This is a genomic window from Mesorhizobium sp. B2-7-3 (assembly GCF_006440715.1).
Taxonomy (GTDB): domain Bacteria; phylum Pseudomonadota; class Alphaproteobacteria; order Rhizobiales; family Rhizobiaceae; genus Mesorhizobium; species Mesorhizobium australicum.
The window spans coordinates 487,795-510,767 of record NZ_VFTY01000004.1; the positions used below are offsets into that span (position 1 = coordinate 487,795).

The following is a 22,973-nucleotide window of genomic DNA, read 5'->3' on the forward strand; positions in this document are numbered from 1 at the left end:
AGTTCTCGTGCCGCGGAGCGTTATGCCTGCCATGAAAATCATCACCGAATTTCCCCGCAAGGTCGTCGAATTTCCCGATATGGGCATCGTCATGCCCGATGGCTGCCGGCTGTCGGCTCGGGTGTGGATGCCGGAGGACGCGGGCGACGATCCGGTGCCTGCCATCCTCGAACACCTACCCTACCGCAAGCGCGACGGCACGATCTTTCGCGATCAGCTTACCCATCCCTATTTCGCCGGCCACGGCTATGCCTCGATCCGCGTCGACATGCGCGGCAATGGCGATTCCGAAGGGCTGATGGACGACGAATATTCCGAGCAGGAACTGCAGGACGCCTGCGATGTCATCGCCTGGGCGGCGGCCCAGCCCTGGTGCAACGGCAATGTCGGCATGATGGGTATTTCCTGGGGCGGCTTCAACTGCCTGCAGGTGGCGGCCAAACAGCCGCCGGCGCTCAAGGCGGTGATCAGCCTGTGCTCGACCGTCGACCGCTATGCCGACGACATCCACTACAAGGGCGGCTGCCTTTTGAACGAAAATTTCGGCTGGGCCTCGACCATGCTGTCCTATTCGTCGCGGCCGCCGGATCCGCTGATTGCCGGCGACAACAGATGGCGCGACCTCTGGATGACCCGGCTGGAGAACCTGGCCTTCATGGCGCCGCTGTGGCTCAGCCACCAGCATCGCGACGGCTATTGGAAGCGCGGTTCGATTTGCGAGGATTTTTCGGCGGTCAAGGCGGCTGTGCTGTCGATCGGCGGCTGGCACGACGGCTACCGCAACACGATCTCGCACCTCGTCACCAACATCGAGGCCCCGGTCAAGGGCATCGTCGGACCGTGGATCCACAAATACCCGCACTATGCCGGCCCCAAGCCAGCCATCGGCTTCCTCCAGGAAGCGCTGCGCTGGTGGGACCGCTGGCTGAAGGGCGCCGAGACCGGCGTCGAGGCCGATCCCGACTACCGCGCCTATGTGATGGACAGCGTGCGTCCCGCGCGCTGGCATCCGGAGCGGCCCGGCCGCTGGATAGCCGAGCAGGAGTGGCCATCGTCCAACATAACGATTGAAGCGCTCGAGCTCATGGCTCCGGGTGCAGGGCCTTCAAGCGTCGCTTCGCCGCAAACCTGTGGGCTTGCCGGCGGCGAATACTTTCCGTTCACCTTCGGACCGGAACTGCCGGGCGATCAGCGTCCTGATGATGGGCTGTCGGCCTGTTTCGACCAGCCTGAGCTCACCAAGCCGATCGAGATCGTCGGCGCGCCGGAGCTTGAGGTCCAGCTTGCCTCGGATCGGCCCCAGGCCAACATCGCTGTCCGGCTCTGCGACGTGCATCCCGACGGCGCCTCGGAACTGATCTCCTATGGCGTGCTCAATCTGACGCACCGCAGCTCGCATGAATTCCCCGAGGCGCTGGTCCCCGGGGAGACGGTTTCGGTCCGTGTCGTGCTCGATCAATGCGCCTACCGTGTGCCGGCCGGCCATCGTCTGCGCGTCGCCGTTTCGACCGCCTACTGGCCCGCTATCTGGCCCTCGCCCGAGCCGGTACGACTGACCGTGTCGGCGGCCACGCTATCGGTGCCGTTGCGCCTGCTGGCAACAGGCGACGAAGCCGTTTTCGCCGAGCCGGAAGGTGCTACGCCGTGGGCGACCGAGACGGTTCGGCCCGCCAATTCCGAACGCCATGTCGACCGCGACGAAAAGACCGGGATTGTCACGCTGTCGATAACGGACGACTTCGGCGAAGTGCGCGATCTCGACCACGGACTGGTCAACGGCAGCATTGCCCGCGAAACCTGGACCATCCAACCTGACGATCCCCTGTCAGCCTCGGGAAAAACACACTGGACGCAGACCCTGTCGCGAAATGGATGGTCGGTCCGTACCGAGACATGGGCGCAGATGTGGTCGGACACGCAAAACTTCATCGTCAGCGCCCGAATCGAAGCCTATGAGGGCGAAAAACTCGTCTTCGAGCGCGATTTCGACGAAAAGGTCCCGCGTGCGCTTGTTTGAGCGTTGAAATCATTGATCCAAATGCGACGTGCGATTTACGCCACGGCATGTCGCATTCGGTCTTGCTTCCCGCTTTCCCTTGCGGTCATTATTCCCTTTAACAAGAAGCAAGAAAATCGACCGCAGAGTCGAACCAACAGAGTGAGGAACTCAAATGTCAAACGAACTGGAATTCCTTAGCCGGCGCGTTGCGTCCGGCAAACTGAGCCGTCGTGATTTTCTCGGCCGGGCGGCAGCGCTTGGCATCGCCGCACCCTTCGCCAACGCGCTGCTTTCGAGCGCGGCGCGCGCAGCGGGTCCGGTCAAGGGCGGTACGCTGAAGGCCGGCCTGGTCGGCGGTGAATCCACCAACAGCCTCGACCCGGCGCTGATGATGACGCAGGTGCCGTTCGCCTTCGGCAAGTGCTGGGGCGAAATGATCGTCGAGCTGTCGCCGGAAGGCAAGCTCGAGAACCGCATCGCTGAAGACATCGGCTCGTCCAAGGACGCCAAGACCTGGACGCTGAAGATTCGCGACGGCGTCGAATTCCACAACGGCAAGACCGTGACCGCGGAGGACGTGGCCGCCACGCTGGAGCGCCATTCGGACGAGAAGTCGAAATCCGGCGCGCTCGGCTACATGAAGGGCATCGACACCATCAAGGCCAGCGGCAAGGAAGTGGTGCTGACGCTGAAGGAGGCCAATGCCGACCTTCCCTATTTGCTCAGCGACTATCACCTGATCGTCCAGCCCAATGGCGGCAAGGACAAGCCCGATGCCGGCATCTCGGCAGGGCCATACGTGGTCAAGACCAACGAGCCTGGCGTGCGCCATGGCGGCGAGCGCTTCGCCAATTACTGGCAGGGCGACAAGATGGGCCATGCCGACCAGATCGAGGTCATCGTCATCAATGACGCGACCGCCCGCACGGCAGCGCTGCAGGGCGGCCAGGTCAACATGATCAACCGCGTCGAGCCGAAGATCGTCGACCTGATCAAGCGCGTGCCGGGCGTGACCATCCGCAACCACGCCGGTCCCGGCCACTACGTGTTCATCATGCATTGCAACACGGCGCCGTTCGACAACAACGACCTCAGGATGGCGCTGAAGCTGGCGATCGACCGCGAGGAGATGCTGACCAAGGTGCTGCGCGGCTACGGCTCGCTCGGCAACGACTTCCCGATCAACGCGTCCTATCCGCTGTTCAGCGAGATCGAGCAGCGCAAGTACGATCCCGACAAGGCCAAGTTCCACTACAAGAAATCAGGCCATGACGGCACCGTTCTGCTCAGGACCTCGGACGTGGCTTTCCCCGGCGCCGTCGATGCGTCCCAGTTGTTCCAGCAGAGCGCGGCCAAGGCCGGCATCAAGATCGAGCTCAAGCGAGAGCCCGGCGACGGCTACTGGAACGAGGTCTGGAACAAGCAGCCCTTCTGCGCCTCCTACTGGGGCGGCCGCTCGACGCAGGACCAGATGTATTCGACCGCCTATCTGTCGACGGCAGACTGGAACGACACGCGTTTCAAGCGCCCGGATTTCGACAAGATGGTGCTGGCGGCGCGCGCCGAACTCGACGAGGCCAAGCGCAAGCAGATGTACCATGACATGGCTGTCATGGTCCGCGACGATGGCGGCCTGATCCTGCCGATGTTCAACCAGTTCATCGACGCCACCGGCGCCAAGGTCGATGGCTGGGTGGATGATCCGCACCAGGAACTGATGAACGGCTACGCCCTGGCGAAGTGCTGGCTGCAGGCCTGAGTCCGGCTTTGCAGAGATGTCTTCACCCATCCTGAAACTCATTGCCCAGCGCATTGCGCTGGGCATCCTCCTTCTGTTGGCCATCTCGGTCCTGATCTTCGCCGGCACGCAGATTCTGCCAGGCGATGTCGCGCAAGCCATTCTGGGACAATCCGCGACGCCGGAATCGCTCGCCAATCTGCGTGAGCAGCTCGGGCTGAACGACCCCGCCTATGTCAGGTATTTCCACTGGCTCGGCGGCGTCTTGACCGGCGACCTCGGCACGGCGATGTCGAGCGGGCAGGATATCGCAACCTCGATCAAGTCGCGCCTGTGGAACACACTGTTCCTCGCCTTCTGGGCGGCGATCGTGGCCGTACCGCTGGCCATCATCCTGGGCCTGATCGCGGTGCGCTACCGCAATGGCTGGGTCGACAAGCTGATCTCCGGGCTGGCACTGGCCTCGACCTCCTTCCCCGAATTCTTCATCGGCTATGTGCTGGTCTATTTCTTCGCCGTGAAGTGGCAGATCTTTCCCGGCATCTCGACCGTCTACGAAGGCATGCCCTTCGGTGAGCGGATGCAGGCGATCGCGCTGCCGGCGACGGCGCTGACACTGGTGGTGCTCGCCCACATGATGCGCATGACGCGAGCGGCGATCCTCAATGTCATGCAGTCGGCCTATGTCGAGACGGCGGAACTGAAAGGCCTGTCGGCGTTCAACGTCATCCGCAAGCACGCCTTCCCCAATGCCATCGCGCCGATCATCAACGTCGTCATGCTCAACCTCGCCTATCTCATTGTCGGGGTCGTCGTGGTCGAGGTGATTTTCGTCTATCCCGGCATGGGACAATATCTCGTCGATCACGTCACCAAGCGTGACGTACCGGTGGTACAGGCCGTCGGCCTGATCTTCGCCGCCGTCTACATCAGTCTCAACATCATCGCGGACATAGCGGCGATCGTCGCCAATCCGCGTCTCCGCCATCCGAAATAGGGGGGCTGATATGCTCGATATCAAACGCATCCCCATCCCCGCGCTGATCGGCATCGTCCTGACGGCACTGTTCGTGCTGGCGGCGATCTTCGCGCCCTGGATCTCACCGCATGACAATGCCGAAATTGTCGGCGATGTCTGGGAGCCGATATCGGCGGCGCATTGGCTGGGCACCGACAATCTCGGCCGCGATTTGCTGTCCCGGATGATCTATGGCGCCCGCATCACCTTGTTTATCGCCGTGCTGGCCACCGCGCTGTCGTTCTCGCTCGGCGCCATACTTGGCTTTTCGGCGGCCGTGTTCGGCGGCTGGTTCGATACGATCCTGTCGCGCCTCGTCGATCTCCTGATGTCGATCCCGACACTGATCATGGGCCTGGTGGTACTCTCGGTGCTGCCAACCAACCTGGTGACGCTGATCCTGGTGATGGGCATTCTCGACTCGACGCGCGTCTATCGCCTGTCGCGCGCGGTCGCCGTCGATATCAACGTCATGGACTATGTCGAGGCCGCCAAGCTGCGCGGCGAAGGCAGCGCCTGGATCATTTTCCGCGAAATCCTGCCCAACGCGCTGTCGCCGCTGATCTCCGAGCTCGGCCTGCGCTTCATCTATGCGGTGCTGTTCCTGTCGACGTTGTCCTTTCTCGGCCTCGGCGTGCAGCCGCCGGACGCCGACTGGGGCGGCATGGTGAAGGAGAACAAGGACGGCATCGTGTTCGGCATAGGCGCCGCGCTCATTCCCGCGGCCGCGATCGCAGCACTGGCGATCTCGGTCAATCTTGTGGCCGACTGGGTGCTGAACCGCACGACAAGCCTGAAGGGAGGACGCGGATGATGGCCGACGTGAAGGCAAAGTCCACCCCTCTGCTCGATATCCGCAATTTGCGCATCGAGGCGACGGTCTATCCGCCAGGTGAGGCGCCGAAGAATATCGTGCTCGTGCACGACGTCTCGCTGACGCTGGAGAAGGGCAAGGTGCTCGGCCTGATCGGCGAATCCGGAGCCGGCAAGTCGACCATCGGCCTGTCGTCCATGGGCTATGGCCGTGGCGGCGTGCGCATCACCGGCGGCGAGGTGCTGCTCAACGGCCGCGACATCCTGAAGGGCGGCAAGGAAGGTTTCCGCAAGCTGCGTGGCCGCGAGGTCTGCTATGTCGCGCAGTCGGCGGCGGCCGCTTTCAACCCGGCGCACAGGCTGATGGACCAGGTGGTGGAAGCCACGCTGCTGCACGGGACGGCGACACGGGCGGAGGCCGAGAAACGCGCGATCGCGCTGTTCAAGAAGCTCAGCCTGCCGAACCCGGAAGCCATCGGCGAACGCTTTCCGCACCAGGTGTCAGGCGGCCAGCTGCAGCGCGTCATGACGGCTATGGCGCTGTGCTCGGAGCCTGACCTGATCGTCTTCGACGAACCGACGACGGCACTCGACGTGACGACGCAGATCGACGTGCTGGCGGCGATCAAGGACGCCATCCGCGACACCCATGTGGCGGCGCTCTATATCACGCACGATTTGGCCGTCGTTGCCCAAGTCTCGGACGAGATCATGGTGCTGCGCCACGGCCGGCTGGTCGAATGGGGCGGCACCCGCCAGATCATCAAGGAACCGCGCCAGGAATACACCAACGCCCTGGTTTCGGTGCACGAGATCGAACATGCCGAGCAGAACCCCGGCACCACGCCGTTCCTGTCTGTCAAGAACGTCACCGCTGCCTATGGCGGCGGCCAGGTCAAGGTGCTGAAGAACGTCTCGGTCGATATCTACCCCGGCCAGACATTGGCCGTGGTTGGCGAATCCGGCTCCGGAAAATCGACGCTGGCGCGCGCCATAACCGGACTTTTGCCACCCGAGCAGGGCACCGTCACGTTCGACGGACGCCCGTTGGCCAACCGGCTTGCCGACCGGCCGAAGGAGGATTTGCGCCAGCTGCAGATGATCTATCAGATGGCCGACGTGGCGATGAACCCGCGCCAGACCGTCGGCACCATCATCGGCCGGCCGCTCGAGTTCTATTTCGGCATGCGCGGCAAACAGCGCGATGCCCGCGTCGCCGAACTGCTCGACAAGATCGAAATGGGCAAGGGCTTTGTCGACCGTTACCCGGCCGAGCTTTCCGGCGGCCAGAAACAGCGTGTTTGCATCGCCCGCTCGCTCGCGGCAAAACCCAAGCTGATCATTTGTGACGAGGTGACCTCGGCGCTTGACCCCTTGGTGGCGCACGGCATCCTGAAGCTTCTGCTTGAACTGCAGAAGGAGGAGAACGTCGCCTATCTGTTCATCACCCACGATCTGGCGACGGTGAAGTCGATCGCCGATTCGATCGCTGTGATGTATCGCGGCGAGGTGGTGCGCTATGGTTCGAAGAGCAAGGTGCTGACGCCCCCCTTCGATGACTACACCGACCTTCTCTTGTCATCGGTCCCGGAGATGGAGATCGGCTGGCTGGAAAAGGCGATCAAGGGGCGGCGCATGGCCAGCGCCGGGAACTAGCGCAGTTCACGGTTTCACGGGAACGGTGAACTGCTCTATCTCTTTGTTTTTATGCAATTCCGGATGGAAAGCCGTTCACACTTTTCCTGGAATTGCTCTAGGCACCCGCCGATCCGCCAACCAGGGGAGATGGCGGCCGTCATCCGCATGCAACACTAGGGCGCCACACGTCCTTTGGACGGGCGCCACTGGTGCGGCGTTGTTTTCAACAAGGGGTAGGACATGAAGACTGAACTCGATCATCTCGCCGATCTCGCTGGCCAGGGCCGGATATCGCGTCGCGACTTTCTTGGCCGCACCGCGGCGCTCGGCGTGTCCGCCGCGCTGGCAACGACGCTGGCCGGGAGGGCCTTCGCGCAGAGCCCGGTCAAGGGCGGCATCATCAAGGCCGGCCTGCAGGGCGGTGAATCGACCAACAGCCTCGACCCTGCCCTGAACCTCAGCCAGGTCACCTACAGTTTCAGCAAGCAGTGGGGCGAGTATCTTGCCCGGTTAACCCCAGACAACAAGCTGGTAAACCTGATCGCCGAAGACATCGGCGCTTCCAAGGACGCCAAGACGTGGACGATCAAGGTCCGTGACGGCATCGAATTCCACAATGGCAAGACGGTAAACGCCGAAGACGTTGCCGCCACCATCGAGCGCCATGCCGACGAGAAGTCGAAGTCGGGCGCGCTCGGTATCCTCAAGAACATCAAGGGCGTCAAGGCGAGCGGCAAGGAAGTGATCGTCACGCTCGGCGATGCAGACGCCGACTTCCCCTATCTGATGGCCGACTACCATCTCGTCATCCAGCCGAATGGCGGCAAGGACAACCCGAATGCCGGCATCAGCGCCGGTCCCTACAAGGTCACCGTCAACCAGCCGGGCGTGCGCCATGGCGGCGAACGCTTTGCCAACTACTGGCAGGGCGACAAGGCCGGCCATGCCGACCAGGTCGAGATCGTCGTCATCAATGACGCGACGGCGCGTCTCGCTGCCCTCCAGGGTGGTCAGGTCCACATGATCAACCGCGTCGAGCCGAAGGTTGTCGATCTGGTCAAGCGCATTGCCGGCGTAAGTATCGAGAACGTGTCTGGCAAGGGCTACTACCCGTTCAACATGTTCTGCGACACCGCACCCTTCGACAGCAACGATCTGCGTATGGCGCTCAAGCTCGCCATGGACCGCGAGGAAATGCTGGAGAAGATTCTGCGCGGCTACGGCTCGGTGGGCAACGACTTCCCGATCAACGAAGCCTACCCGCTGTTTACCGCCATCGAGCAGCGCAAATTCGATCCGGAAAAAGCCGCCGCCCTCTACAAGAAGTCGGGCCATAGCGGCTCGGTCCTGCTGCGTACCTCCGATGTCGCCTTCCCCGGCGCCGTCGACGCCGCCCAGCTCTATCAGCAGAGTGCGGCCAAAGCCGGGATCAAGATCGAGATCAAGCGCGAGCCCGGCGATGGCTACTGGTCCGAGGTGTGGAACAAGAAGCCCTTCTCGCTCTCCTATTGGGGCGGCCGCGCCACGCAGGACCAGATGTATTCCACCGGTTACGTCTCGACAGCCGACTGGAACGACACGCGCTTCAAGCGGCCGGGATTCGACAAGATGCTGTTCACCGCGCGCGGCGAGCTCGACCAGGACAAGCGCAAGGCGATCTACCACGACATGGCGGTCATGATGCGCGACGAAGGGGGCCTGATCGTGCCCTTCTTCAACCAGTTCATCGACGCGGCCGCCACCAACAAGATCAGCGGATGGGTCAAGAACCCGATCGGCGAAATGATGGATGGGTACGCGCTGGGAGAATGCTGGCTGAACGCCTGACATCTGTCTCATATTGAAAAGCGCCGCGTGTCCGAACGACACGCGGCGCGCTCGTTTCAACAGACAATCGCGTGGAGCAACCGGTGGCGATCCAATCCAAGCTTCTGCTGATCATCCTCGATGGCGTTCCCTACCGCAACTGGCGCCGGCTGATGGGCAATCTCGAGGGTTGGGTGCAATCGGGCGAGGCGCGGGTGTGGAAGATGCGCTCGGTGCTGCCGTCGACCTCGGCCTGCTGCTATGCCTCGATCCACACCGGCGTTTCGCCGCAGGTGCACGGGATCCTGTCCAACGAAAACCGGTTTCGCGTCGGACAGCCCGATATCTTCTCGGAAGTCAGCAAGGCCGGCGGCAGGACCGGCGCGGTTACCCATTCCTACTGGTCTGAATTCTTCCGTTCCTATCCCTTCGACCTCGTCGAGGACATGGAATATGACGAGCCCGGCGGACCGATCACGCATGGCCGCTTCCACACCATGACCGGCTATAATCTCAAGAACCAGATGACGCCGAGCGATGTCGACCTGTTCGCGACGCTGACCATGCTCACCCGGCGCCACGGCATTGACTACGGCATCCTGCACACCTGCACGCTGGACTCGATGGGCCATCGCTTCGGTCACGACTGCCACGAGATGGACCATGCCTGCTACGCCATGGACGGCATGCTGGCGGCCTTCCTGCCGGGCTGGATCGAAGCCGGCTATGAGGTCATGGTCACCGCCGACCATGGCCAGACCGACCGCGGTCACCATGGCGGCCATGACGACGAGATGCAGGATTTCGCACTGTATTATTTCGGACAAGGCAAAGGGCCGGAAGCCGACACGCTGCTCGACCAGTTGCAACTGGCGCCAACGGTGTTGAGCCGGCTGGGCGTGCCGGTGCCGGCGACGATGAAGGCGAAGGCTTTTCTCACCTGATCGGGCGGCTGGCGCCTCCCGCATCCGCCTGCCGGCACCTTCTCCCCCTAAACGGGGCGAAGGGATGCTCTGGCAACCGCCCCGCTCTTCGGTTAGCCTCCCAAAATTCCTTGGCGGAGGATGAACCTTTTTGGACCGATCGGCGACAGAGCAAACAGGAGCCAGGCGGCTCGACCGGCCATGACAGCGGCGACGGAGACCGATCGCGCGCTGGTCAACCGGGTCGCGAAGGGCGACCGGGCCGCCGTGCGGCTCCTGTTCATGCGTCACCACGCGCGGGTCTACCGCTTCGTGGCGCGCCAGACGGGATCGGAAATGATGGCTGACGATATCGCCAACGAGGTGTTTCTCGAATTGTGGCGCCAGGCGCCGGGTTTCGAAGGGCGCTCCGAAGTCTCGACATGGCTGCTCGGCATCGCCCGCTTCAAGGCGCTGTCGCTGCTGCGCAAGAAGAAGGAAGACTGGATCGACGACGAGGCCGCCGCCGCGGTGCCCGACAGCGCCGACACGCCCGAGGTCGTCACCATGAAGGAGGATAAGGCCGCCGCCTTGCGCCGCCTGATTGATGCCTTGCCCGAGGAGCACCGCACGGTGATCGATCTCGCCTATTATCAGGGCCAATCGGTGACCGAGATCGCCGAGGTGCTCGATATTCCGGTCGCGACCGTCAAAACCCGTATGTTCTACGCCCGCAAGAAACTCGGCGAAGCCCTGAAAGCCGCCGGTTACGACAGGGGGTGGCCATGAGCGCCGCTGAAAAGATGTCGCGCCGCGACGAAATGGAGACGCTGCTGCCGTTCTACCTGAACGGCTCGCTCGAAGGTTCGGATCTGGAAGCCGTCGAGGAATGGCTGGCCAACGATCCCTCGGCACTTGCCGCACTTGGCGAGGCGGAAGCCGAGTTCTCCGGCACGGCGGCGGCCAATGAGGCGATCCGCCCGCCGGCCGATGCGCTCAGCCGCTTCGCCAAGGCGCTGGACGCGGAGGCCGGGCCTGCACGCAGGCCGGCAGGATCGTCCTGGCTGGCGCAGGCCTGGGCCCGTTTCATGGCGGTGCCGGTCGGCGTCGCCTGGGCGGCGGCCGCGGTTCTGCTGGCCTTGATCGCGGTGCAGTCCCTGGTGCAGCCCGGCGGCAAGGGCGGCAATTTCGAAATCGCCGGCGCACAAGACGATCTGGCCAAATTGCCGTTTGCGCTGGTCAAGTTCAAGCCGGACGCCAAGATGGCCGACATTGCCGTCTTCCTCGACGCCAACAAGCTCAAGATCATCGGCGGACCGACCGCCGATGGCGTCTTCAGGCTCGCCATTCCGGCGACGACAGCCGCCGACTACGAGAAGGCGCGCAGCCTTGTTGCCGCGCAGCCTTTCGCCGAGACCGTGATCGAGGGAAGGAAACCTGTTGATGGCGGCTGAGGCGGTCATTCGATTTGCGGCTGTCCTTGCGGCGGCGATGACAATCGCCGCCGTGCCTGCGTCGGCGCAGACCAACGAGGCTAATCCCGAGCGGGCCAAAATCGATTGCAGCAACGAGGCCAATGCAACGGCGGCCGACTGCGTCAAGGACGGCGGCGCCACCAAAAACGGGTCGGGTGCGGCCCAGGCCAGCGCCGTTTTTCTGCCCGCCTTGATCGTCGACCTTTTCCCCAATCCGGCCGCCCCTCCTGCACCGGTGCCGACACCACGGCCGGAGCCCGCGACTTCCCCCGGGGGCAACCAGGCCGGCCCACCAGCCAGTGGACCGATCGTCTCGCCGACCGATCTCATCGCCGTCCAGTCGCGGCGCGCCGTGACCGGGGACTTCGTGCCGGACGAGGTGCTGGTGACGGTCGATGGCGATGCCGGCGCCGTGCAGCAAATCGCCGCTTCCTTCGGCCTAGAAGTGCGATCGCAGCGCCAGTCCCGGCTGCTTGGCGCCACTTTGGTGCGTTTCGGCATTCCCGATGGCCGCCCTGTCGGCGTGGTGCTGGCGCAGCTTGCCGCCGACGGCCGCACGCGGCGCCGCGAGCCCAACCACATCTACTCGCTGCAGCAGGCGGCCGGCATCGTCAACTATGCCTTCGACCGCATCGCGCTCGACGCCAAACAGGCCAGCGGCGAGAACGTGCGCGTCGCCGTCATCGATACCGGCATCGACGACAGCAATCCGGCGCTTGCCGGCGTCATCGCCGCGCAGTTCGACGCCATGCCCGACGTGCCGATCGAAAAGCGCGACCACGGCACTTCGATCGACGGTCTGATTGCCGGCGTCGGCCCGCTGGAAGGCATGGCGCCGGGCGCCAGGATCTACCATGCGCGCGCCTTCGAGGGCGGCAAGTCGACCATGGACGTCATCCTGTCGGCGCTCGACTGGGCGGCGGACCAGAATGTCAGCATCATCAATATGAGCTTCGTCGGACCGAAAAACGACCTGCTCGGCACCGCCTGCCGCAATGCACGGGCGCTTGGCATGGTGCTGGTGGCGGCGGCCGGCAATAACGGGCCGAAGGCGCCCTACGGCTATCCGGCCGCCTTTGACGGCGTCATCGCCGTGACGGCCACCGACGCCAAGGATGCGCTGATGCCGCGGGCCAATCGCGGCGCCTATGTGTTCATCTCGGCGCCGGGCGTCGACATGGTGGCGCCGAGCGGCGCCGGCTCGGATGTCGTTACCGGCACGTCGTTCGCGGCCGCGATCGTCAGCGGCGCCATCGCCAACCTCATCCATGCCACGCCCGACCGCTCGGCCGACGACATCGAGAAGGCGCTTGCGGCGACCGCGAAGGATCTCGGGCTTAAGGGGCGCGACAATGATTTCGGCTACGGCCTGCTGGACATCAAGGCTGCAGGGACGGCGAAGGAATAGCCAACGACGGCTCAGGCCGCGCTTTGCCGGGACGAAGCAGGAACCAGAACGCGGCGATGTGCGTGATCATCAGCAGCGGCACGTAGACGATGGGAATCGCATAGGTGGCTCCCAACTGCTCCGCATGCTCGGGAAGTTCGGTCTGGATGGCGTGGTAATAGTCGACGACAAGGTCGGCCATTCCGACAACATTGAAGGCGACGACGAATGCCCAGAAGAGCAGGCGAACTCTGACCGTCAGCAATGCCAGCATGGCCAGCATCCCGGTGGCGAAGTCGCCATAGGCGGCGAACATGGCGAAGCCGGCAGGCAGATTGGGGCCGACCACGCCCGGAAGCAGGAACACGAGACCGAAGAAGCGGAAACTGTGCAGCGTGGCAATGGCGCGTTGCGCCGCCATCCGATCCATCGAGTCCAGCCATGGCAGGCCATATGCACCGAAGCAAAGCAGCCATGCGACATAGCCCAGGACGAGTTGGATCTGGAACAGCATCGGCGTTGACATCGGTTCCTCGCAACAGGGGGTCATACGGTCCCGCGCACTTCGACCGATAGCTAAGACTGCTTTCATAGTTCGGCCATCCGCTGTAATCAGAACAGCCTATGAAGCAGAGATACACAATCCGGCACGGTGCGTTGGACGGGGTCGAGGTATTCCTGGCCGTCGCGCGGCATCGAAACTTTCGCCGTGCCGCGGCGGAACTGGCGGTAACGCCGTCCGCGGTGAGCCAGGCGGTGCGCGCGCTGGAAGCCCGCATCGGTGCGGCCCTGTTTGCCCGCACGACCCGAAGCGTCGGCCTGACCGAGGCTGGCCAGCGGTTCCTCGACCGCGCCGGACCTGCCTTCGAAGAGATCATGGCCGCGGGCGAGGTCGCCCGCGATGTCGGCCAGCGGCCGACCGGGCTTTTGCGACTGTCCGTGCCCCGCGCGGTCGTGCCGCTGATCCTGGAGCCTATGATCGCGTCGTTCTGCCGGGCCTATCCCGAGATCGAACTGGAGATCGCCGCCAGCGACGAGATGGTCGATCTCGCCGCCGGCGGATTCGATGCCGGCATCCGGCTGGGCCAGTTCATCGCGCCCGACATGATCGCGGTGCGGCTGACGCCGCCCTTCTCCTTCGTGGTCGTCGGCAGCCCGGACTATCTCGAGCGCCACGGCCAGCCAGAACAGATCACCGATCTGGGCCGCCACGCCTGCCTGCGCCTGCGCCGCGCGAACGGCGCCGTCGCACCCTGGTCCTTCGCCGACGGCAACGGGGCGATCGAGGCGGTCGTCTCGGGCCCGCTGATCGCGCATGACTATCCAACCTTGCTGGGGGCCGCGATCCAAGGCGTCGGCCTGGCGCAGACGCCTCGGCCTGTCGCCGACGGCGCAATAGAACAGGGAAAACTCAAACCGGTGCTGGAGGACTTTGCCGGCGCGACACCGGGCGTCTTCCTCTATCATCCAGGCAAGCGCCAGGTCCTGCCGAAGCTGCGCGCCTTCATCGATCATCTTAAATCCGCAGGCTGAGACAACGGGCAGAGGCAGCGCAGAAGTCGTTCCAGCAATTGACCCCGCTGGCGAGCGGTCAGGCCGGCGCGCCGGCGACCGATCCCCTGACCACCAGGTCGACCGGCCAGACCTCGCCGCGCGCGCCCTCCTCCAGTCCCGATATCCGCGCCGCCAGCCGCTCGGCGATGCGTGCGCCGGCCAGCCGGATCGACGAGCGCGTCGTGGACAGCGGCACGGAAAAATTCTCCGGCTTCAGCCAGGGAAAAACGTCGTCATGGGCAATCAGCGAGACGTCGCCGGGAATGCTGAGGCCAAGGTCGCGCACCGCGCGCACGACGCCGAGCGCCATGATCAGACTGGAACAGGCGATTGCCGTCGGCGCGTCGTCCTGTTCGAGCAGGCGCCGGGCGGCGCGATAGCCGTTCTCCTCGGTCATGACGAGCGAGCAGACATGGCGATCGTCCAATGCCAGGCCACTCGCGGCCAGCGCCCGGCGCAGGCCGCGCTCGCGGTGGACGGCAAAGGTCTCGCGGTCGTCGCCGTTGATCAGCGCCAGCCGCCGGTGGCCAAGCTGGACGAGCAGCCGCGCGGCTTCGTGGAAGGCGCCTTCATTGTCGATGTCGAGAAAGGGGTAGTCGAAATTCAGGCCCTCGCTGCGGCCATGGACGATGAAAGGAATGCCGAGCGTGTTGACCAGCGCCACGCGCCTGTCCTGCGGCCTCGGCGAAGAGATGTAGACGGCATCGACCTGCCGGTTGGCGACGATGCGGCGGTAGGTCGTTTCCTGGTCATCGGCATCGGTCGGTGACAGGACAAGGTCGAGCTCGTGCGAGCGGGCATAGTCGCCAAGACCGGACAGGAATTCGACGAAATGGGGATCGATGTCGACGGCTGCACCCGTCGGCAGGACATAGCCGATCATTCCGGACTTACCCGTGGCCAGCCGGCGCGCACTCGGATTGGGGCGATAGCCGTGGCGCTTGGCTGCGTCCACGACACGCCTGCGGGTTTCCTCGTTGACTTCGGGATAGCCGTTCAGCGCCCGGCTTACCGTGGTCTGGGAAAGCGCCAGCATATGCGCGAGTTGCTTGAGGTTCACGAGAGGCCTCCCTGCCTCAAATCGCTTTTAAATTCAATTGACCCAAACGCCACAAGGGCGTGGCCAACTCCACATGGACCATAAGCGTGCCGGGGCCCGGTTTGAAACGAAAATTGCTGCTGCAGTGCCGAAAAAGCATGTTGCGGTGCAAATTTTTGGACCCTGGCAGACGGCGACTAAATCGATTAGTTCCTGCTCCCCCTTGACACCCGCCCGATTCAGTGGCGAGATCAACAAAGCCAAAGCGCTTTGGAAGACTGTTCGAAAGGTTGCGGTTCCCTTGCGACTGAGTCACAGTCCTGCGGCGTCGGCGGGCGGAATGGAGGTTCCGTCCGGTGTGTATGACCCACTGGGAGGAATACCGATGAAGAAAATGCTTTTGCTGGGTGTTGCGTCTGCCGCATTCGCCCTGAGCGCGCCCGCGCATGCCGAACTGAAGTTCAAGCCGGGCGAGGACAAGCGCTTCAACTGGGCGAATTACGAGGACCTCAAGAAAGTCGACCTCAAGGGCGAGACCCTGACCATCTTCGGACCGTGGCGTGGCGAGGACGAGACGCTTGTCCGGTCGGTACTTGATTATTTCTCCGAAGCCACCGGCGCAGAGGTCAAATATTCCTCGTCCGAGAACTACGAGCAGCAGATCGTCATCGACACCCAGGCCGGCAGCCCGCCCAACATCGCCGTCCTGCCGCAGCCGGGCCTCATCCAGGACCTCGCTTCCAAGGGCGTGCTGACCCCGCTCGGCGACGACGTCGCAGCCTGGGTCAAGGAGAATTACGCCGCCGGCGACTCCTGGGCCAAGCTCGGAACTTACAACGGCAAGGACGGCAAGCCGGGCTTCTATGCCTTTCCCTACAAGATCGACGTGAAGGGGCTGGTCTGGTACTCGCCCGACAATTTCGAGGAAGCCGGCTACAAGGTGCCGAAGACGCAGGAAGAACTTGCCGAACTCGAGAAGAAGATCATCGCCGATGGCGGCAAGCCGTGGTGCATCGGGCTTGGTTCGGGCGGCGCGACGGGCTGGCCGGCGACCGACTGGGTCGAGGACATCATGCTGCGCACGCAGACTCCCGAAGTCTACGACAAGTGGGTGAAGAACGAGATTCCGTTCAACGACCCGGCCGTGGTCAACGCCATCGACATCTTCGGCAAGATCGCCACCGACGACAAGATGGTCGACGGCGGCGCCAAGGCGGTCGCGGCGACCGACTTCCGCGACAGCCCGAAGGGCCTCTTTACCGTACCGCCGAAGTGCTACATGCACCATCAGGCATCGTTCATCCCCTCCTTCTTCCCGGAGGGCGTGAAGCTTGGCCAGGATGCGGACTTCTTCCCCTACCCGCCCTACGCCGCCAAGCCGGAGCTCGGGACGCCGCTGGAAGTCGCCGGAACGCTGGTGATGATCACCAAGGATTCCAAGGCATCGCGCGAATTCATCAAGTTCCTGCAAATGCCGCTCGCGCATGAATTGTGGATGGCACAGAAGAGCTTCGTCACACCCTTCAAGGGGGCCAACAAGGACGCCTATGGCAGCGATGCGCTGAAGAAGCAGGGCGAGATCCTGGTCGGCGCCACGACGGTGCGCTTCGACGGCTCCGACCTGATGCCCGGCAAGGTCGGCGCCGGCTCGTTCTGGACTGGCATGATCGACCTGGTCGGCGGCAAGTCCCCCCAGGACGTCGCCACCGACATCCAGAAGAGCTGGGACGCCATCAAATAGGCCGCTCCGGCGCGACCTGATCTTTCCTCATCTTGCTACTGGATTCGGGCTACGGCCCGGATCCGACCGGCGGGGCACGCCGGAAGCTTCGCGTTTCGATTGTTCCGAATAACTGAAAGTCGGCGCATTGGTCGCCAGCATCGCTGGCCGGTCACGCGCAGGGAGAGGGACCCATGGCGGCTCAGATTTTCTCGGCAATATTCGTCATCATCATCGGCGTCGGCGGCTGCGTCGCCTATTTCTGGGGCGCCAACAAACTGCTTGACCTGATCTTCCCCGCGCGCGGGGTGTCCGGAACGGCCGCCGTCAACAATCTGCGCCGGCAGGGATTGGTGCGGCCCTGGTTGTTCGTGGGTCCGGCGCTGATCATCCTGACCATCTACCTGGTCTATCCGGTGATCGCGACGCTGTGGCTGTCCTTCTTCGATCGCGGCGGCACGAGTTTCGTGGGATTCGCCAACTATGAATGGGCGCTGCGCGATCCGGATCTGCGAAACGCCATCCGCAACAACATATTGTGGCTGGCGGTGGTGCCGGCGGCCTGCACCTTCCTCGGCCTGATCATCGCCGTGCTCACCGACAAAATATGGTGGGGAACGATCGCCAAGAGCCTGATCTTCCTGCCGCTGGCCATCTCCTTCGTCGGCGCCAGCGTGATCTGGAAGTTCATCTACGAATATCGTGGCCAGGGCCAGATCCAGATCGGCCTGCTCAACGCCATCATCCAGTATTTCGGCGGCCAGCCGCAGGTCTGGATATCGCTGCCGTTCTGGAACAACTTCTTCCTGATGGTCATCCTGATCTGGATCCAGACCGGCTTTGCCATGGTCATCCTGTCCTCGGCGCTGCGCGGCATCCCCGAAGAAACACTGGAAGCCGCGGTCATAGACGGCGCCAACCCGTTCCAGATCTTCTGGAAGATCATGGTGCCGCAGATCTGGGGCACCATCGCGGTGGTATGGACCACCATCACCATCCTGGTGCTGAAAGTGTTCGACATCGTTCTGACCATGACCAACGGTCAATGGAACAGCCAGGTGCTGGCCAATCTGATGTTCGACTGGATGTTCCGCGGCGGCGGCGATTTCGGCCGCGGCGCGACCATAGCCATCATCATCATGATTGCCGTCATTCCGATCATGGTCTGGAACATCCGCCAGGCCAACAAAGAGACGGGAGGGCACTGACATGGCCGTCGCGACCGGAAATTCCTTCGCCAGCCGTTTCGGCGTCCATATCGCAGTGCTCGTCTTCGTGGTGATCTGGACCATCCCGACGCTCGGCATCCTCGTCTCGTCGCTGCGCGACAAGGACCAGATCATCGCCTCGGGTTGGTGGAATTCCTTCGCCAGTTCCAGCCAGACGGAAGCCGGGCGACTGCCGGCCGCCTCCACACAGGTAGAAAAGGACGGCAAGTTCGTTCTCCAGGGCAACATCTTCGGCGACGGGGCCAAGCGCGCGATAAGCGCCTTCGGCGTCAAGGCGGCGGCACCGACGCAGTATCCTGCCGGCACATCAGCCGATCTCGGTGACGGCGTGACCCTGCAACTCAACGCCGACGGCAGCTTCGTCATGGCCTCGCCAAAGGCGTTCGAGGGCGACAGGGGCCAGCGCGTCTACTATGCTTCGTCGGCGCCGCCGAAATTCACCACCGACAATTATCAGACCGTGCTGTTTTCCGAAGGCATCGGCCGCTCCTTCATGAATTCGCTAACGGTCACCATCCCGGCGACCGTCATCCCGATCCTGATCGCGGCCTTTGCGGCTTACGCACTGGCCTGGATGCGCTTTCCAGGCCGCGCGCTCCTGATCGCCGTCGTCATCGGCCTGCTGGTGGTGCCGCTGCAGATGTCGCTCATTCCGCTCCTGAAGCTCTACAACGGCGTCGGCACGTTCTTCGGCGTGCCGTCCAAGACCTATCTCGGCATCTGGCTGGCGCATACCGGCTTCGGACTGCCCTTCGCCATCTACCTCTTGCGAAGCTATATTGCCGGCCTGCCGCGCGAGATTATGGAATCGGCGCGCATCGACGGCGCCAGCGATTTCGAGATATTCGTCAAGATCGTGCTGCCGCTGTCCTTCCCGGTGCTTGCCTCCTTCGCCATCTTCCAATTCCTGTGGGTATGGAACGATCTCCTGGTGGCAATGGTTTTCCTCGGAACGGCGCCCGATCAGATCGTGCTGACGGCCAAGCTCAATGCTCTGCTTGGCTCGCGTGGCGGTAACTGGGAGATCCTGACGACATCGGCCTTTATCACCATCATCGTGCCGCTGATCGTCTTCTTCTCGCTGCAGCGTTATTTCGTCCGCGGGCTGCTGGCCGGCTCGGTGAAAGGAGGTTGAGACCATGCAATCGGCTTTGAAGGCGACTTCGAAACCAGACCCCGCCATCGACCGCGACTGGTGGCGGGGCGCGGTGATCTACCAGATCTATCCGCGCAGCTATCAGGATTCCAATGGCGACGGCATCGGCGACCTCAAGGGCATCATCGGCAGGCTGCCCTACATTGCCGCCCTTGGCGCGGACGCCATCTGGATCTCGCCTTTCTTCAAATCGCCAATGAAGGATTTCGGCTATGACGTCTCGGATTATTGTGACGTCGACCCGATGTTCGGTACGCTGGCGGATTTCGATGCGCTGACGGCGGAGGCGCACCGACTGGGCCTCAAGGTGATGATCGACGAGGTGCTGTCGCATACCGCCGATATCCACCCTTGGTTCAAGGAAAGCCGCTCGAGCCGCACCAATCCCAAGGCCGACTGGTATGTCTGGGCGGATGCAAGACCCGATGGCACGCCGCCCAACAACTGGCTGTCGATCTTTGGCGGCTCGGCCTGGCAATGGGACACCAGCCGCCAGCAATACTACCTGCACAATTTCCTGGCCGAGCAGCCCGACCTCAATTTCCACAACCGCGAAGTCCAGGACGCGCTGCTCGACGTCACCCGCTTCTGGCTGGAACGCGGCGTCGACGGCTTTCGCCTCGACACCATCAATTTTTACTTCCACAGCCAGGGGCTGGAAAACAACCCGCCGCTGCCGCCGGAACAGCGCAACGACCAGACGGCGCCGGCGGTCAATCCCTACAACTACCAGGACCATATCTACGACAAAAGCCGACCGGAAAACCTCGCCTTCCTCGAGCGCTTCCGCGCGCTGCTCGACGAGTACACGGCGACCGCAGCGGTCGGCGAAGTCGGCGATTCGCAACGCGGGCTGGACGTGGTCGCCGCCTATACCGCCGGCGGCAAGCGCGTGCACATGTGCTATTCCTTCGACTTCCTGGCGCCGGAAAAGATCAGTGCCGCCAAGGTCCGCTCGGTGCTGGAAGCTTTTGGCCGGGTGGCCAGCGATGGCTGGTCGTGCTGGGCGTTTTCAAACCACGACGTGATGCGACCGGCCTCGCGCTGGGCCGCCGACGAGGCGGACCCGTCGGCCTATCTCAAGGTCATCTCGGCATTGCTGATGTCGCTGCGCGGTTCGGTCTGCATCTACCAGGGCGAAGAACTCGGCCTCGGCGAGGCCGACCTGCGCTTCGAGGATCTGCAGGATCCCTACGGCCTCCGTTTCTGGCCTGAATTCAAGGGCCGCGACGGCTGCCGCACGCCCATGGTGTGGGATGGCAATGCAAGGAATGGCGGCTTCTCCCAGGCAAAACCCTGGTTGCCGGTACCGGCCGAGCATCTGCCGCAGGCGGTCAACGTGCAGCAAGGCGACGAAACCTCCCTGCTTGAGCATTACCGGCGCTTTCTTTCTTTCCGCCGCGCCCATCCGGCGCTGGCCAAGGGGGACATCGCCTTCATCGAAAGCCAGGGCGACACCGTCGCCTTCACCCGCCGGTCGGGCAATGAGGAGATCGTCTGCGTCTTCAATCTGGGCGCAAGGCCGGCGAAGGTTGACCTCGGCAACCGAACCCTGCAACCTTTGCCGGGACACGGGTTCTCCGGGCAGGCGAGCACCGGGTCGGTCGAGCTCGGCGGCTATGGCGCTTGGTTCGGACGCATAGGCTGAAACATCCGAGGAATCACTGGAGGAAACCAATGGCCGATGTCAATTTGAGACAAGTGAAGAAGTCCTATGGCAATCTTAACATTCTCCACGGCATCGACCTCGACATCAAATCGGGCGAGTTCATAGTCTTCGTCGGTCCGTCGGGCTGCGGCAAGTCGACCTTGCTGCGCTCGATCGCCGGGCTCGAGGAAATCACGTCGGGTGAACTCAAGATCGACGGCCACGTGGTCAACGACGTGCCACCCTCGAAGCGGGGCATCGCCATGGTGTTCCAGTCCTATGCCCTCTACCCGCACATGACCGTCTACGACAACATGGCCTTCTCGATGAAGATCGGTGGGGAAAGCAAGGCCGAGATCGACAAAAGGGTTCGGCAAGCCGCCGAGATCCTGCAGCTGACCAAATATCTCGACCGTCTGCCCAAGGCGATGTCGGGCGGCCAGCGGCAGCGCGTCGCCATCGGCCGCGCCATCGTGCGCAATCCGAAGGTGTTCCTGTTCGACGAACCGCTGTCGAACCTTGACGCCGCATTGCGCGTTGCGACGCGCATCGAGATCGCCAAGCTCAAGGAATCGATGCCCAACACGACCATGATCTACGTCACGCACGACCAGGTCGAGGCGATGACGCTGGCCGACCGCATCGTCGTGCTGAAGGACGGGCACATCGAGCAGGTCGGCACGCCCATGGAACTCTACAAGAACCCCGGCAACCTCTTCGTCGCCCAGTTCATCGGCTCGCCGGCCATGAACATCCTGCCGGCGACGGTCGACAAGACGGGCAATCCGACCATCGTCAGCCATGTCGGCGGCCGCAAGGCGACGGTGCCGATCGCGACACCTGCTTCGGCAAAGGGAGCGGCGGTCAGCTTCGGCGTACGGCCGGAAGATCTCGCGATCGCCAGCGGTGCGGATTATCTGTTCGAGGGGACCGTCGATTATCTCGAACAGCTTGGCGAGGTCCAGCTGGTCTATGTCGATATCGGCCGGGCCGACCTGCCGCTGGTGACCAAGCTGCCGGGCAATGTCGAGGTCAAGCGCGGCTCGACGCTGCGGCTGACCGCCAATGCCGGCGATCTCCATATCTTCGATGCGGATGGTCGCTCCTTTGCCCTCCACGAAGCGGAAGCAAAGGCTGCCTGAAGACGGCCGTCCGGTAATGCAAAGAACAAAAGCGGCGGGCCTGGCCCGCCGCTCTTCTTGTCTGCACAGGCTGGTTAGTTGTTGCCGAAGAGATTGCGATCGGCACCCTGGTGGGCCGGCTTCTGCACGTCGCCGGACGAGTTGAGCAGCTTGTAGACAGGCGAATCGCTGTTGCGGATCGCACCTGTATGCGACGTATCGACATTGACAGTCGACGAAGCAGTGGGCTGGTTGACGCCGTTGGAGCCATAATTGTCGCTGCCGGCGAAGGCGCTGCCGGAGACGGCCAGAACGGCGGCGGCGGCAATGAGGATCTTGTTCATTTTAGGTACTCCTGAATTTGGAAGTCCCGCGGACCGGCGGGCCAGAGCCCACCGGCCGTGGGATGGCCGTTAATGGCCGAAGAGGTTGCGGTCGCTGCCCTGCTGGACAGGCGCCGAGGTGGCCGGAGCCGACTTGCCGATCGACGCGGTATTCGAATTGTCGGTCGAAGCGGCAGCAGCCTGATTGGCGCCGTTGGAGCCATAGTTGTCGCTGCCGGCGAAAGCGCTGCCAGAAAGGGCCAGAACGGCGGCGGCAGCAATAAGGATCTTGTTCATGTTAGGTACTCCTGAATTTTGGAAGTCCGGCTGCCGGCGGGCCAGAGCCCACCGGCCGTGGGATGGCCGTTAATGGCCGAAGAGGTTGCGGTCGCTGCCCTGCTGGACAG

Annotated in this window: 20 protein-coding genes; 16 read left to right on the forward strand and 4 right to left on the reverse strand. The window is 63.3% G+C overall.

The genetic code is table 11. The annotated features are described in order from the left end of the window. Positions 1-31: 31 nt before the first annotated feature. The 10 genes from FJW04_RS12485 to FJW04_RS12530 all read left to right on the forward strand — a co-directional run bounded on the left by FJW04_RS12485 (position 32) and on the right by FJW04_RS12530 (position 12,797). Positions 32-2,017: a CocE/NonD family hydrolase gene (locus FJW04_RS12485; protein ID WP_140714390.1), complete on the forward strand. Its 1,986-nt coding sequence runs from the start codon at positions 32-34 to the stop codon at positions 2,015-2,017. Between the two features lie 154 nt (positions 2,018-2,171). Then, entirely contained in the window at positions 2,172-3,758 is a 1,587-nt protein-coding gene (locus FJW04_RS12490; protein ID WP_015314325.1) for an ABC transporter substrate-binding protein, read from the forward strand. A 16-nt stretch (positions 3,759-3,774) separates the two neighbouring features. Further along, positions 3,775-4,734 carry an ABC transporter permease gene (locus FJW04_RS12495; RefSeq protein ID WP_015314326.1) on the forward strand — a complete coding sequence of 320 codons (960 nt, stop codon included), beginning with the start codon at positions 3,775-3,777 and terminating at the stop codon, positions 4,732-4,734. 10 nt (positions 4,735-4,744) lie between these two features. Further along, a complete protein-coding gene (locus tag FJW04_RS12500) occupies positions 4,745-5,569 on the forward strand; it encodes an ABC transporter permease (RefSeq protein WP_015314327.1) in 825 nt (274 codons plus the stop codon). Continuing rightward, positions 5,569-7,224 (forward strand): ABC transporter ATP-binding protein, encoded by a 1,656-nt coding sequence (locus tag FJW04_RS12505; protein WP_140714441.1) that lies wholly within the window; start codon positions 5,569-5,571, stop codon positions 7,222-7,224. Before FJW04_RS12500 ends, FJW04_RS12505 begins: the two co-directional genes overlap by 1 nt. 222 nt (positions 7,225-7,446) lie before the next feature. Beyond that, complete coding sequence (locus FJW04_RS12510; RefSeq protein ID WP_140714392.1) at positions 7,447-9,033, forward strand: ABC transporter substrate-binding protein; 1,587 nt, start codon at positions 7,447-7,449, stop codon at positions 9,031-9,033. Positions 9,034-9,116: 83 nt separating this feature from the next. Next, complete coding sequence (locus tag FJW04_RS12515; protein ID WP_140615078.1) at positions 9,117-9,956, forward strand: alkaline phosphatase family protein; 840 nt, start codon at positions 9,117-9,119, stop codon at positions 9,954-9,956. 180 nt (positions 9,957-10,136) lie between these two features. Continuing rightward, the gene (locus tag FJW04_RS12520) at positions 10,137-10,703 is read left to right on the forward strand and encodes a sigma-70 family RNA polymerase sigma factor (protein WP_140714394.1); all 567 of its coding nucleotides are present in this window, start codon (positions 10,137-10,139) and stop codon (positions 10,701-10,703) included. Next, positions 10,700-11,368 (forward strand): anti-sigma factor, encoded by a 669-nt coding sequence (locus FJW04_RS12525; protein WP_140714396.1) that lies wholly within the window; start codon positions 10,700-10,702, stop codon positions 11,366-11,368. Before FJW04_RS12520 ends, FJW04_RS12525 begins: the two co-directional genes overlap by 4 nt. Continuing rightward, positions 11,358-12,797, forward strand: coding sequence for a S8 family serine peptidase (locus FJW04_RS12530; RefSeq protein ID WP_140714398.1), 1,440 nt, complete (start codon positions 11,358-11,360; stop codon positions 12,795-12,797). Before FJW04_RS12525 ends, FJW04_RS12530 begins: the two co-directional genes overlap by 11 nt. Here the strand turns inward: FJW04_RS12530 and FJW04_RS12535 are convergent. After that, complete coding sequence (locus FJW04_RS12535; protein ID WP_140714400.1) at positions 12,769-13,302, reverse strand: hypothetical protein; 534 nt, start codon at positions 13,300-13,302, stop codon at positions 12,769-12,771. The genes FJW04_RS12530 and FJW04_RS12535 overlap by 29 nt on opposite strands. Positions 13,303-13,400: 98 nt before the next feature. Between FJW04_RS12535 and FJW04_RS12540 the strand changes: the two genes are divergently transcribed. Beyond that, positions 13,401-14,309 carry a LysR family transcriptional regulator gene (locus FJW04_RS12540; protein ID WP_140714402.1) on the forward strand — a complete coding sequence of 303 codons (909 nt, stop codon included), beginning with the start codon at positions 13,401-13,403 and terminating at the stop codon, positions 14,307-14,309. A gap of 58 nt (positions 14,310-14,367) precedes the next feature. On the opposite strand, the gene FJW04_RS12545 is transcribed toward FJW04_RS12540, so the two are convergent. Continuing rightward, positions 14,368-15,390: a substrate-binding domain-containing protein gene (locus FJW04_RS12545; RefSeq protein ID WP_140714405.1), complete on the reverse strand. Its 1,023-nt coding sequence runs from the start codon at positions 15,388-15,390 to the stop codon at positions 14,368-14,370. Between the two features lie 364 nt (positions 15,391-15,754). Here FJW04_RS12545 and FJW04_RS12550 point away from each other — a divergent pair, with 364 nt between their 5' ends. The 5 genes from FJW04_RS12550 (at position 15,755) to ugpC (ending at position 22,264) form a co-directional block, all read left to right on the forward strand. Beyond that, the gene (locus FJW04_RS12550; RefSeq protein WP_140714407.1) at positions 15,755-17,110 is read left to right on the forward strand and encodes an ABC transporter substrate-binding protein; all 1,356 of its coding nucleotides are present in this window, start codon (positions 15,755-15,757) and stop codon (positions 17,108-17,110) included. Between the two features lie 173 nt (positions 17,111-17,283). Beyond that, positions 17,284-18,297 carry a sugar ABC transporter permease gene (locus FJW04_RS12555; RefSeq protein WP_015314337.1) on the forward strand — a complete coding sequence of 338 codons (1,014 nt, stop codon included), beginning with the start codon at positions 17,284-17,286 and terminating at the stop codon, positions 18,295-18,297. A 1-nt stretch (position 18,298) separates the two neighbouring features. Continuing rightward, on the forward strand, positions 18,299-19,453 hold the full coding sequence (locus tag FJW04_RS12560; protein WP_140714409.1) for a carbohydrate ABC transporter permease: 1,155 nt from the start codon (positions 18,299-18,301) through the stop codon (positions 19,451-19,453). Positions 19,454-19,457: 4 nt separating this feature from the next. Next, positions 19,458-21,122: an alpha-glucosidase gene (locus FJW04_RS12565; RefSeq protein WP_140714411.1), complete on the forward strand. Its 1,665-nt coding sequence runs from the start codon at positions 19,458-19,460 to the stop codon at positions 21,120-21,122. Positions 21,123-21,151: 29 nt separating this feature from the next. Next, the gene (gene ugpC / locus FJW04_RS12570) at positions 21,152-22,264 is read left to right on the forward strand and encodes a sn-glycerol-3-phosphate ABC transporter ATP-binding protein UgpC (protein ID WP_015314340.1); all 1,113 of its coding nucleotides are present in this window, start codon (positions 21,152-21,154) and stop codon (positions 22,262-22,264) included. Between the two features lie 74 nt (positions 22,265-22,338). On the opposite strand, the gene FJW04_RS12575 is transcribed toward ugpC, so the two are convergent. Both FJW04_RS12575 and FJW04_RS12580 read right to left on the reverse strand, forming a co-directional pair. Then, positions 22,339-22,587 carry a DUF680 domain-containing protein gene (locus tag FJW04_RS12575; protein WP_015314341.1) on the reverse strand — a complete coding sequence of 83 codons (249 nt, stop codon included), beginning with the start codon at positions 22,585-22,587 and terminating at the stop codon, positions 22,339-22,341. A gap of 69 nt (positions 22,588-22,656) precedes the next feature. Then, positions 22,657-22,863 carry a DUF680 domain-containing protein gene (locus tag FJW04_RS12580; RefSeq protein ID WP_015314342.1) on the reverse strand — a complete coding sequence of 69 codons (207 nt, stop codon included), beginning with the start codon at positions 22,861-22,863 and terminating at the stop codon, positions 22,657-22,659. Positions 22,864-22,973 lie beyond the last annotated feature (110 nt).

Bases quoted from the DNA above. Each gene is read 5' to 3' on its own strand.
- FJW04_RS12555 (WP_015314337.1), top strand. From the start codon at position 17,284: ATGGCGGCTCAGATTTTCTCGGCAATATTCGTCATCATCATCGGCGTC.
- FJW04_RS12565 (WP_140714411.1), top strand. From the start codon at position 19,458: ATGCAATCGGCTTTGAAGGCGACTTCGAAACCAGACCCCGCCATCGAC.
- FJW04_RS12535 (WP_140714400.1), bottom strand. From the start codon at position 13,302: ATGTCAACGCCGATGCTGTTCCAGATCCAACTCGTCCTGGGCTATGTC.
- FJW04_RS12485 (WP_140714390.1), top strand. From the start codon at position 32: ATGAAAATCATCACCGAATTTCCCCGCAAGGTCGTCGAATTTCCCGAT.
- FJW04_RS12520 (WP_140714394.1), top strand. From the start codon at position 10,137: ATGACAGCGGCGACGGAGACCGATCGCGCGCTGGTCAACCGGGTCGCG.
- FJW04_RS12540 (WP_140714402.1), top strand. From the start codon at position 13,401: ATGAAGCAGAGATACACAATCCGGCACGGTGCGTTGGACGGGGTCGAG.
- FJW04_RS12575 (WP_015314341.1), bottom strand. From the start codon at position 22,587: ATGAACAAGATCCTCATTGCCGCCGCCGCCGTTCTGGCCGTCTCCGGC.
- ugpC (WP_015314340.1), top strand. From the start codon at position 21,152: ATGGCCGATGTCAATTTGAGACAAGTGAAGAAGTCCTATGGCAATCTT.
- FJW04_RS12500 (WP_015314327.1), top strand. From the start codon at position 4,745: ATGCTCGATATCAAACGCATCCCCATCCCCGCGCTGATCGGCATCGTC.
- FJW04_RS12525 (WP_140714396.1), top strand. From the start codon at position 10,700: ATGAGCGCCGCTGAAAAGATGTCGCGCCGCGACGAAATGGAGACGCTG.
- FJW04_RS12495 (WP_015314326.1), top strand. From the start codon at position 3,775: ATGTCTTCACCCATCCTGAAACTCATTGCCCAGCGCATTGCGCTGGGC.
- FJW04_RS12580 (WP_015314342.1), bottom strand. From the start codon at position 22,863: ATGAACAAGATCCTTATTGCTGCCGCCGCCGTTCTGGCCCTTTCTGGC.
- FJW04_RS12550 (WP_140714407.1), top strand. From the start codon at position 15,755: ATGAAGAAAATGCTTTTGCTGGGTGTTGCGTCTGCCGCATTCGCCCTG.
- FJW04_RS12505 (WP_140714441.1), top strand. From the start codon at position 5,569: ATGGCCGACGTGAAGGCAAAGTCCACCCCTCTGCTCGATATCCGCAAT.
- FJW04_RS12560 (WP_140714409.1), top strand. From the start codon at position 18,299: ATGGCCGTCGCGACCGGAAATTCCTTCGCCAGCCGTTTCGGCGTCCAT.
- FJW04_RS12530 (WP_140714398.1), top strand. From the start codon at position 11,358: ATGGCGGCTGAGGCGGTCATTCGATTTGCGGCTGTCCTTGCGGCGGCG.
- FJW04_RS12510 (WP_140714392.1), top strand. From the start codon at position 7,447: ATGAAGACTGAACTCGATCATCTCGCCGATCTCGCTGGCCAGGGCCGG.
- FJW04_RS12490 (WP_015314325.1), top strand. From the start codon at position 2,172: ATGTCAAACGAACTGGAATTCCTTAGCCGGCGCGTTGCGTCCGGCAAA.